The organism is Streptomyces sp. NPDC007162 (genome assembly GCF_040634175.1).
In the GTDB taxonomy this organism is placed as follows: Bacteria; Actinomycetota; Actinomycetes; order Streptomycetales; family Streptomycetaceae; genus Streptomyces.
Window position 1 is genome coordinate 1 of sequence record NZ_JBEYFC010000328.1, and the last position, 10,287, is coordinate 10,287.

General features: G+C 70.8%; 13 protein-coding genes, 1 tRNA gene and 1 other RNA gene. 13 read left to right on the forward strand and 2 right to left on the reverse strand.

The window, feature by feature from the left end; translation table 11 throughout:
• Window positions 1–63: 63 nt before the first annotated feature.
• Window positions 64–471, reverse strand: a complete 408-nt coding sequence (locus tag ABZ646_RS30560; protein ID WP_360525859.1) for an NUDIX hydrolase — start codon at window positions 469–471, stop codon at window positions 64–66.
• Window positions 472–578: 107 nt separating this feature from the next.
• Between ABZ646_RS30560 and ABZ646_RS30565 the strand changes: the two genes are divergently transcribed.
• From ABZ646_RS30565 to ABZ646_RS30615, 11 genes are all read left to right on the forward strand, one after another.
• Complete coding sequence (locus tag ABZ646_RS30565; protein ID WP_360525834.1) at window positions 579–1,370, forward strand: GntR family transcriptional regulator; 792 nt, start codon at window positions 579–581, stop codon at window positions 1,368–1,370.
• A gap of 170 nt (window positions 1,371–1,540) precedes the next feature.
• Window positions 1,541–1,897, forward strand: a complete 357-nt coding sequence (locus tag ABZ646_RS30570) for a hypothetical protein (RefSeq protein WP_352222640.1) — start codon at window positions 1,541–1,543, stop codon at window positions 1,895–1,897.
• Window positions 1,897–3,276: an FtsK/SpoIIIE domain-containing protein gene (locus ABZ646_RS30575; protein WP_360525837.1), complete on the forward strand. Its 1,380-nt coding sequence runs from the start codon at window positions 1,897–1,899 to the stop codon at window positions 3,274–3,276. The genes ABZ646_RS30570 and ABZ646_RS30575 overlap by 1 nt, the downstream gene beginning before the upstream one ends.
• 88 nt (window positions 3,277–3,364) lie before the next feature.
• A complete protein-coding gene (locus tag ABZ646_RS30580; protein WP_360525840.1) occupies window positions 3,365–3,988 on the forward strand; it encodes a DUF2637 domain-containing protein in 624 nt (207 codons plus the stop codon).
• Window positions 3,989–4,000: 12 nt separating this feature from the next.
• The gene (locus ABZ646_RS30585) at window positions 4,001–4,183 is read left to right on the forward strand and encodes a hypothetical protein (protein ID WP_360525843.1); all 183 of its coding nucleotides are present in this window, start codon (window positions 4,001–4,003) and stop codon (window positions 4,181–4,183) included.
• Between the two features lie 2 nt (window positions 4,184–4,185).
• Window positions 4,186–4,377, forward strand: a complete 192-nt coding sequence (locus tag ABZ646_RS30590) for a mobile element transfer protein (protein WP_360525846.1) — start codon at window positions 4,186–4,188, stop codon at window positions 4,375–4,377.
• 16 nt (window positions 4,378–4,393) lie between these two features.
• Window positions 4,394–4,588 carry a hypothetical protein gene (locus ABZ646_RS30595; protein WP_351746698.1) on the forward strand — a complete coding sequence of 65 codons (195 nt, stop codon included), beginning with the start codon at window positions 4,394–4,396 and terminating at the stop codon, window positions 4,586–4,588.
• A 25-nt stretch (window positions 4,589–4,613) separates the two neighbouring features.
• A complete protein-coding gene (locus ABZ646_RS30600) occupies window positions 4,614–4,862 on the forward strand; it encodes a SpdD protein (RefSeq protein WP_351317000.1) in 249 nt (82 codons plus the stop codon).
• A 161-nt stretch (window positions 4,863–5,023) separates the two neighbouring features.
• A complete protein-coding gene (locus tag ABZ646_RS30605; protein ID WP_360525862.1) occupies window positions 5,024–6,310 on the forward strand; it encodes a replication initiator in 1,287 nt (428 codons plus the stop codon).
• Entirely contained in the window at window positions 6,303–6,533 is a 231-nt protein-coding gene (locus ABZ646_RS30610; protein WP_360525850.1) for an excisionase family DNA-binding protein, read from the forward strand. The genes ABZ646_RS30605 and ABZ646_RS30610 overlap by 8 nt, the downstream gene beginning before the upstream one ends.
• A 10-nt stretch (window positions 6,534–6,543) precedes the next feature.
• On the forward strand, window positions 6,544–7,782 hold the full coding sequence (locus tag ABZ646_RS30615; protein ID WP_360525853.1) for a tyrosine-type recombinase/integrase: 1,239 nt from the start codon (window positions 6,544–6,546) through the stop codon (window positions 7,780–7,782).
• Window positions 7,783–7,861: 79 nt separating this feature from the next.
• Here ABZ646_RS30615 and ABZ646_RS30620 read toward each other — a convergent pair.
• Window positions 7,862–7,949, reverse strand: a tRNA-Ser gene (locus ABZ646_RS30620).
• Window positions 7,950–8,021: 72 nt separating this feature from the next.
• Between ABZ646_RS30620 and ffs the strand changes: the two genes are divergently transcribed.
• Window positions 8,022–8,120, forward strand: an RNA gene (gene ffs, locus ABZ646_RS30625) — signal recognition particle sRNA small type.
• A 61-nt stretch (window positions 8,121–8,181) separates the two neighbouring features.
• A partial coding sequence (locus tag ABZ646_RS30630) for a DNA polymerase III subunit gamma and tau (RefSeq protein ID WP_360525856.1) occupies window positions 8,182–10,287 on the forward strand: 2,106 nt, incomplete at its 3' end.

Consider the following 10,287-nt stretch of genomic DNA (forward strand, 5'->3'; position numbering starts at 1 on the left):
CTCGTATACTCGTGTATACAAGTTCCTTCGTGCTGGTAGGCCGCCATGTGCAGCGGGTTCGGGCTAGACGAGTTTCACGCCGTCGTGGGCGCGGATCGCCGGTGGAGACACCGCGTCCATCGCGTCCAGGACGCGGATGGCGTAGGCCTCGTCGGCAAGCTCGGAGACTTCTTCGCGGGTGGCCCAGCGCAGGGCGCGGGTCTCGTCGCCGGTCGTGGGCGTGCCGTCGGCGGCCTGGCAGCGGAAGACCAGGGAGACGATCAGGCCCGTCATGTTCTTGTAGACGCCGGTCAGGGTCGCCGGAAGGGCGATCTTGATGCCGGTCTCTTCGAGGACTTCGCGTTGCAGGGCCTCGGGGATGGTCTCCTCGCGTTCGAGGACACCGCCCGGCGGTTCCCACTTGCCGTTGTCGCGGCGCTGGATCAGGAGGGCCCGGCCGCGGGCGTCTATGACGACCCCGGCGACGCTCACGGAGTGCGGGCGTTCTGTGCTCACGTTCCTCGGCCCTCTCGGCTGGCTAGGCTCTCCACCGTAGCAACAACACTCGCCCACTCGTCTAGATACCTAAAGGAGTACAAGTGAGCCCTGCTCTTCCTTCGGGCCTGCTCGGAGATCTCGACCCCACGAGCGATCGTGCGGTCTTCCGGCAGATCGCCGACCAGCTGCGCGAGGCCATCGACCGTGGGCGGTTCAGAGAGGGCGAGAAGCTGCCTTCAGAGGCTGAGCTTGTCGAGCACTACGGGGTGTCCCGGATGACGGTCCGGAACTCTTTCTCCATCCTCCAGGGGGAAGGGCTCGTCCATGCCGAGCACGGCAAGGGGGTGTTCGTCCGGCCCCGGCCGCCCGTGCGGCGCCTCGCCTCCGACCGGTTCGCCCGCCGTCATCGGGAGCAGGGGAAGTCCGCGTTCATCGTGGAGGCGGACGCGGCCGGCAGTCATCCTCAGGTCGACAGTCTTGAGGTCAAGGAAGAGAAGGCCAGTCAGGACATCTCCACCCGGCTCGGGTCCGTGCGGCGTGTGCTGGCCCGGCGGCGCCGGTACCTCCTCGACGGCCGGCCGGTCGAGTTCGCCACCTCCTACCTCCCTCTCGACATCGCCCGCGGTACCCAGATCGCCGAACCCAACCCCGGTCCCGGCGGCATCTACGCCCGCCTCGAAGAGCTGGGCCACCACCTCGACCACTTCGAGGAGGAGATCCGCGCCCGGATGCCCTCGCCGGACGAGGTGAAGACGCTCCGGCTGGCTTCCGGTGTGCCGGTCATTCACCTGATCCGGACCGCCTTCGACACCGAGGGACGGGCCGTGGAGGTGTGCGACACGGTCATGGCGGCGGACGCGTACGTATTGTCGTACCAGCTTCCGGCGACCTGATCGTCATGGTTTGCGGTGGTGCGCGGGCACGCTTCCCCGAACTCGTACACCCCAACACGCATACTCGTATAGACGAGTGGGCAAGTTGTGTGGCAGGGTGATCGTCGTGAGCCCGGGAGATCGGGTTCACGGATCGCTACATGTATAGACGAGTAGATAGGAAGTGTGCTGTGCGCACCATCCGTGTGGAGACCACCGCCGCCACGATCCTCCTCACCGAGGCTCCTGAGCCGAAGGTCCGCGACCGTCAGACCGGCGAGATCGCCAAGGACGCGGTGAGCGGTGAGGCGCTGATGACCATCGGCGTCGTCTACATCGAGGACGGGGAGTCCTCGCTGATCAAGGTCACCGTGCCGGAGGGCGGCGTTTCCGAGGGGCTGAACCTCGGTGCGCCGGTCTCGCTCCCCGGCCTCGTCGCCCGGCCGTGGGAGTCCGTGTTCAACGGGCAGCAGCGTCACGGCATCGCCTACCGGGCCGCCGCCGTCACCCCGGCTGCGTTCCCGGCCGCCATGGGGGCCACCGCCTGATGACTGACCTGACGTCCCTCCTCGAAGTGGGTGGTCCTGTCGCCGTGCTCGGCGGCGGGGCTGCCTACACCCGGGCCAAGTACCCGGCGCTCTACTGGTCCGCGGTCGGCGGCCCGATATCCACGGTCCGCCTGCTCAGCTCGTACGGCTCTGTCATGGAGGCCTGCGGCCTGACCGTGGCGCCCTCCCGGCTGCGGGTTCTCGCCGTCAAGGCCACTACCCGGCGGGAAGTCCGGGCGGTCCCGCCCCGCCGGGGCATTCTCCGTCCCACCTCGACCGGGCTGCGGCTTCGGCTCCGGCTTGCTCCCGGCCAGGAACCCGCTGACGTCGCCGCCTCGGCCGAACGCCTGCGGCACGCATGGGGAGTCCATGCCGTCTACGTCACCACGATCAAGCCGGGTGTCGTCGAGCTGCGGCTCGTCGGCTACGACGTCCTGCGACGCGTCCGGATGCCCCGCAAGACTGGGGGCGGCTTCCTGAAGGTGCCGGTGGCGCTGCGCGAGGACGCCATGCCCTTCGTCCGCGACTACCGCACCGTTCCCCACCAACTCACCCTCGGCGCGACCCTGTCCGGCAAGTCCATGTACCTGCGCCACCTCATCTCCGGGCTCGCCCGGCAGGACGGTGTCGCGCTCGTCGGCATCGACTGCAAGCGGGGCGTCGAACTGGCGCCCTTCGCCGCCCGCCTCTCCGCACTCGCCACCGACCCGGACGAAGCCGCCGAGCTGCTGCCCGTCCTGGTCAAGGAAATGGAGGACCGATACGACCTGATCAAGGAGCGGCAGGGCATCGCGCCCGGCACCCCGGACGAGGAGATCACCTCTGACATCTGGGGCCTGCCCAAGAGCGAACGCCCTGTGCCCATGGTCCTGTTCGTTGACGAGGTGGCCGAACTCTTCCTCACCGCCACTCGCAAGGACGAGGAACGTCGGGACGAGATGGTCACCCTGCTCATCCGCCTCGCGCAGCTCGGTCGCGCGGCCGGCATCTACCTGGAGGTGTGCGGGCAGCGCTTCGGCGCCGAACTCGGCAAGGGCGCCACCATGCTCCGGGCCCAGCTCACCGGCCGTGTCTGCCACCGCGTCAACGACGAAGCCTCCGCCAAGATGGCCCTCGGCGACATCGCCCCCGAGGCCGTCTACGCCGCCTGTTCCATCGCTCCTGAGATGCCCGGCCTCGCCGTCGCGGGCGACACCTCCGGCGGCTGGTCCCGCATCCGCACCCCCTACCTCTCCCTCGCCGACGCTGCCGCCATCTGCCACGACTCAGCCGACCTGGTCCCCGAGGTCCCCGCCCTCAAGCCGTTCCGGCCCGCCGTGCCGGTGCACCCGGTCGAGGCTCCGGCCTCGGTCGTCCAGCCGCGTCCGGTGACCGGCTGACCGTCCTCGCTTCCTCGCATCGGTCGGCGTGACCGCCTCGCGCCAGGTCCCTACCCCTCCCATGCCCGAAACCGAAAGGAGCCGGACCGTGCGCGTCCACCTCGGCCGTGTCGACGCGGTGTTGGTTCAGGCGCTCATCGCTGCCGCGCTGTCCTTCGCCCACCTCCACGACGTAGCCATGGCGGCCGGACAAGACGGGTGGAAAGCCTGGGCCTATCCGATCAGCGTTGACCTGCTGCTCGTCGCCGCATGGCGTCGACTCCGCTCCGGTACAGCCAAGGCGGCGGCCTGGTGCTGGTTCGTCATCGCCCTCGTCGCCTCCCTCGGCGCGAACGTCGCCACCGCCGGCCTCCTCGACCTCAGCAACGTCCCGGCCTGGCTGCGCATCCTCGTGGCCGGTTGGCCCGCCGTCGCCTTCCTCGGCGGCACCCTTCTCGCCCACTCGCCGCCGAAAGCGGACACCGACGAGATCGGCGCTGACGTCATCGAAGACCCAGAGCACGAACCCGAAGCCACCCCCGCCCCACCCGTCATCGAGGCGCTGCCGGAACGCCCGCCCGTCCCGGTCCCGGCCGCCCTGGTCGACCACGCCCGAAAGGTCGCCGCCGAACACCACACCCGTACCGGCGCCCCGATCGACACCCCGACTCTCCGTGCCCGCCTCGGCATCCCGACACCCATGGCCGAAGCCATCGCCGCCCAACTCACCTGAACTGGAGGAACCATGCCGCTCTGCTTCAACACGGCCGTCGACTACCTCGAAGCGGCCCGCCAGATGGCCGACACCGGGCGCCCGACGCTGGCCCGGCTCCTCGCCGAAGAGGCCGCCGATCGCACGTCGGACGCTGCCGAAGCGGCCCGGATCCTGAACGAATTCCTCGGCTCCAGCCTGCGACAGGAGGACTGACCATGACCGCCAACCGCCGCTTCCGCAGCGTCATCCGTATCGGCCCCGTCCGGGTCGGCACCGCCTACGACGACCGGGGCCGCGAGAAGCACACCGCCGCCTGCACCGCACCGCGCTGCGGCTTCTCCGCCGACTACGACAGCCGCGCCGCCGCCGAACTCGCCGCCCGCACTCACCGCTGCCCCGTCCGCTGAAAGGACCCCGAACGCCATGACCGTCAGTCTGCCGCTGGTCGTCGTACTCGGCTTCTTCGCCTGGGGCGCAGTCAGGTTCCTGGGCGTCCGTGCCTGGGTCGTCGTCCTGGTAGCCCTCTTCGGCTTCTGGCTCTCCCACACCTTCCTGGCCCCCGCCATCGAGACCGGTACGCGCTCCGGCGTGGACGTCATAAACGGCTCGCATGACTAGACGAGTAGATAAGGAGAATCTGGCCGTGTTCCTGCCCAAGTACCCCGACAGCCCCACCCCGCCGCCCGCGCACACCCACGCCCCGACCGACCCGGCCCCTGTCCGGCGCTCCGCGCTCCCGGCCGTCTCCGTCAGTACCGGCGCCGTCGTCGCCGTGCTCACGGGTGGTGTGGTCCTCACCGCGCTCCTGACCGCCGTCGCCGTCTCGGCCATCTCCGTGGCCATCGCCGCCGTGGTCCTGCGCTCGCTGCTGCGCGAACACAACCGGCGCTAATCCCTCTGCCCGACCCCTGGGGCGGCCACGACACCGCCAAGCATCCGGCCGCCCCGGGGCCCGTCACTCCTGACCGAGCCAGCCAGAAGGAGCCAGCCATCTTCACCCGCACCACCCCGCCCCCGCTCCCGGAACTCGCCAACCTCGCCTCGGGCGGCACCCTGCCCGGTATCCTCCGCCAACTCTCCGGCCTCGGCGGCTGCACCAACCCCATCCGCCTCGACGGCCGCCGCACCGAATACGACGTCGACACCACGACGGGCGAGATCGGCCGTGTTCTCCAACACCTCGACTCGTCGGCGCTCCCGGCCGGCCAACTCCTCGTCCGCTGCAACAACCGGCGCACGACCCGCTGCGCGGCCTGCGCGGAGGTCTACCGCCGCGACACCTTCCAGTTGATCACCGCCGGACTCCGGGGCGGCAAGGGCACCCCGGAACAGGTCGCCGCCCACCCGCGCGTCTTTGCCACCTTCACCGCTCCCGGCTTCGGTCCCGTCCACAACCGCCGCACCGACGGTCGTCCCTGCCGCTGCGGCGCCCACCACGACCAGGACGACGACGCCCTCGGCACTCCGCTCGACCCGGACACCTACGACTACGAAGCAGCCGTTCTCTGGAACGCCCACGCGGGTGTCCTCTGGCGGCGCTTCTCGATCTATCTCCGCCGGCAGGTAGCCAAGCGCGCGGGCTTGTCGCAGCGCCGCCTGCGTGACCATGCCCGCGTCTCGTTCGCCAAGGTCGCCGAGTACCAGAAGCGCGGCGCCGTCCACTTCCACGCCGTCATCCGCCTCGACGGGCCGCAGGGCGGCGACACCCCGCCCCCGCCCTGGGCTACCGCTGAACTCCTCACCGACGCCATTGAGGCTGCCGCGACCAAGGTCCGCGTCGACGGCCCGACCCTCGACGGCCGCACCTGCACCTTCGCCTTCGGCCGCCAACTCGACGTCCGCACCATCCGCTCCGCCGACTTCGACAACGGCCAGGAACTCACCGAACGCGCCGTCGCCGCCTACATCGCCAAGTACGCCACCAAGGGAGCCGAGACAGCCACGGGCGCCCTCGACCGCCCGTTGAAGTTCGCCGCCGAACTCGCCCAGCTTGACATCAGCGACCACGCCCGCCGCCTCATCCGAACCGCCTGGACCCTCGGCGCCCGCAAGAGCCTCGAACACCTCCGCCTGCGGGCCTGGGCCCACATGCTCGGCTTCCGCGGCCACTTCTCCACCAAATCCCGCCGCTACTCCACCACCCTCGGCGCCCTCCGCGACGCCCGCGCCGAATGGCGCCGAGCACAAGCGGCGACCGCAGCCGCCAACCCTCAGCCGGACACGACGTACGTCCTCGCCCACTGGGTCTTCGCCGGCACTGGCTTGAGCGCCGCCGAGACCTGGCTTGCCGCATCCCTCGAACCCGCCCCCGGAACGGAAGGAGAACCAACCCATGGCTGAGCCCCGACTCGCCACCGTGCCCGAGACCTCCGACCCGTCCTTGGTCCTCCTGACGGTGGAGGAAGCTGCCCGTCGACTCCGTATCGGCCGCACAACGTGCTTTCGCCTCGTCCTCGCGGGAGAGATCGAGTCCGTCACGGTCGGGCGGCTCCGCCGGGTCCCCGCCGACGCCGTACCCGCCTACGTGGCCAAGCTCCGCCACCGACCCGCCCACGCGGCCTGAGAGGGACGACATGGCAGAGCAGAAGCGCACCCGCCAGCCCAACGGGGCCTCGACCATCTACCTCGGCAAGGACGGCAAGTGGCACGGGCGGGTGACGGTCGGCGTCCGTGATGACGGCAAGCCCGACCGCCGCCACATCGAACGCAAGACCAAGGCGGAGGTGACCAAAGCCGTCCGCGAGATGGAGCGGGCGCGGGACGACAAGAAGCTCAGGAAGCCGGGGCAGAGCTGGACGCTCCAGGCCTGGCTTGAGCACTGGGTCGAGAACATCGCCAAGCCGTACGTCTCGGAGAACACGTACGACGGGTACGAGGTAGACGTACGCGTTCACCTCGTGCCCGGCCTGGGCGCTCACAAGCTCGACCGCCTGGAGCCGGAGCACCTGGAGCGCTTCTACCGGAAGATGCAGGCCTCCGGGAGCTCCGCCGGCACCGCCCACCACGCCCACCGGACGATCCGGGTCGCCCTCGGTGAAGCCGTACGGCGCGGGCACGTCGCCATGAACGCGGCAGAGATCGCCAAGGCTCCCCGTCTCGAAGAGGAGGACGTCGAGCCGTACACGATCGAGGAGGTTCAGAGCCTGCTCGTTGAGGCGGCCAAGCTTCGCAACAGTGCGCGCTGGGTCGTAGCCCTTGCGCTCGGCCTTCGCCAAGGTGAGGCGCTCGGCCTGCACTGGGAAGACGTCGACCTCGACGCGGGGTACGCCCGCATCCGCAAGAACCGGCTCCGGCCGAAGTACGCCCACGGCTGCGGCGGCGAACCCTGCGGCCGGAAGGCGGGCTACTGCCCCAAGCGGGAGCAGACGCGCCGCGAGCACAAGTCCACCAAGTCCCGCGCGGGCCGGCGCACCATCGGCCTGCCTGATCCGCTGATCAAGATTCTCCGCCAGCACCAGGAAGCCCAGGAGCGGGAGCGGATCGCCGCCGGTGCCGACTGGGAGGGGAAGGGGTACGTCTTCGCCTCGCCGATCGGCGGGCCGCTGAGCCCGAACACCGACTTCCACTCATGGAAGCGGCTGCTTCGGGATGCCGGTGTCCGGAACGGCCGTCTCCATGACGCTCGCCACACCGCCGCGACCGTCCTCCTGATCCTCGGAGTCCCGGACGTCGTGATCGACTCGATCATGGGTTGGGAGCCCGGGGGAGCGGCCCGGATGCGCGCCCGGTACATGCACGTGACCGGGACCATGCTCCGAAAGGTCGCGCAGCAAGTTGGCGACGCGCTCTGGGAGCTCCCGGAAACGAACTGAGACGGAAAGTGAGACGGACAACGTCGAAGGGCCCCGCTGCAAGCAGCGGGGCCCTTCGACATCGTGCCCGGTGAGGCACTGGCGGAGGATACGAGATTCGAACTCGTGAGGGGTTGCCCCCAACACGCTTTCCAAGCGTGCGCCCTAGGCCTCTAGGCGAATCCTCCGGTGGGAACATTACATGACCGAGAGGAGTGCTCGCGAACTCGTTCCTACCCGCTGACGTCGGGTACTCTGTGCGGAGCCCCTCACGCGGCGCTATCTGACTGAACTCCCCCAGGGCCGGAAGGCAGCAAGGGTAGGTCGGCTCTGGCGGGTGCGTGGGGGGCGCTTGCGTTCGCCGGGCCCGGGGGTCTTCGGCGGGGTGGGTTGTCAGTGGGCGCCTATAACCTCGTAGGTGTGTCGTCTCTCGCGCTGTACCGCCGCTATCGCCCGGAGTCGTTCGCCGAGGTCATCGGGCAGGAGCATGTCACCGACCCGTTGCAGCAGGCGCTGCGGAACAACCGGGTCAATCACGCGTACCTGTTCAGCGGGCCGCGTGGGTGCGGGAAGACCACCAGCGCGCGGATCCTGGCGCGCTGCCTGAACTGTGCGCAGGGTCCGACGCCGACCCCCTGCGGGGAGTGCCAGTCCTGCCGCGACCTCGCCAGGAACGGCCCGGGATCCATCGACGTCATCGAGATCGACGCGGCCTCTCACGGTGGTGTGGACGACGCCCGTGACCTGCGCGAGAAGGCCTTCTTCGGACCCGCGGGCAGCCGCTACAAGATCTACATCATCGACGAGGCCCACATGGTCACGTCGGCCGGCTTCAACGCCCTGCTCAAGGTCGTCGAGGAGCCCCCGGAGCATCTGAAGTTCATCTTCGCCACCACCGAGCCCGAGAAGGTCATCGGGACCATCCGGTCCCGGACCCACCACTACCCGTTCCGGCTGGTGCCGCCGGGGACGCTCCGGGAGTACCTCGGCGAGGTGTGCGGCAAGGAGCAGATCCCCGTCGAGGAAGGCGTGCTGCCGCTCGTCGTGCGGGCCGGAGCCGGGTCCGTGCGTGACTCCATGTCCGTCATGGACCAGCTGCTCGCCGGGGCCGGGCCGGACGGTGTGACCTATGCCATGGCCACCTCCCTGCTCGGGTACACGGACGGTTCCCTGCTCGACTCCGTCGTCGAGGCCTTCGCCACCGGGGACGGTGCCGCCGCCTTCGAGGTCGTGGACCGCGTCATCGAGGGGGGCAACGACCCGCGGCGTTTCGTCGCCGACCTGCTGGAGCGGCTGCGGGACCTGGTCATCCTCGCCGCCGTCCCGGACGCCGCGGAGAAGGGGCTGTTCGACGCCCCCGCCGACGTCCTCGAACGCATGCAGGCCCAGGCGGGCACCTTCGGCGCGGCCGAGCTCAGCCGCGCCGCCGACCTCGTCAACGCGGGGCTCACCGAGATGCGCGGCGCCAACTCTCCGCGCCTCCAGCTGGAGCTGATCTGCGCCCGGGTGCTGCTGCCGGCCGCGTACGGCGACGAGCGGTCCGTCATGGCCCGCCTCGACCGGCTGGAGCGGGGCGTCAACTTCTCGGCCGGTGGCGCCGCGCCCGCGATGGGGTACGTTCCCGGGCCCGACGCGCACCCGCAGGCCCCGGGCGGTGCTCCGGCCGGGCCCCCGGTTCCGCCGGGGGGCGGGATGGCGGCGGCACGGGCCGCCGTACGAGGGGGAGCGGCCCCCGCGGCCATGCCTCCGGCACCTCAGCCTCCGGCGCCCGCACCGGTTCAGCAGCCCTCGGCCGCCGCGCCGGCGCCTCCGGCACAGCCGGTACCACCGGCACCTCCGGTCCAGCAGCCCTCCGCCCCCGCCGCAGCGGCCCCCGCTCCCGCCCCAGCCGTCCCCGCGCCGGGCGCCTGGCCCACGGCGGCCTCCGCGGGTGGCGGCGCCCGCCGCCCCGGCGGCTGGCCCACGGGCGCGAGCGCGGGTGCGGGTACGAGTGCGGGTACCGGCCCGGGCGGCCCGGCGGCTCAGCAACCCCCGGCCTCCGCCCCCACGCCGACCCCGACCTCGGCCCCCGCCCAGGCACCGGCGCCCCCAGCCCCTTCAGCGGTGCCCGCCGGCGGTCTCGACCCCCGTGTCCTGTGGCCGAACATCCTGGAGGCGGTCAAGAACCGCCGCCGTTTCACCTGGATCCTGCTCAGCCAGAACGCCCAGGTCACCGGTTTCGACGGTGCCACCCTCCAGATCGGCTTCGTCAACGCCGGCGCCCGCGACAACTTCGCGAGCAGCGGCAGCGAGGACGTGCTGCGTCAGGCGCTGTCCGAGCAGTTCGGTGTGCAGTGGCGGATCGAGGCGGTCGTCGATCCGACGGGCGGCGGTGGCGGTGGCGGCAGCCCGGTCGGATCCCCCCCTTCCGGCTCCGGCTACGGCGGCGCACCCGCCCCATCCGGATACGGCGGTGGCTACGGCGGCCCGGCCGCAGCCGGGCCGGGCAGAGCTGGGCCAAGTGCCGCACCAGGGGCTGGCGCGGCA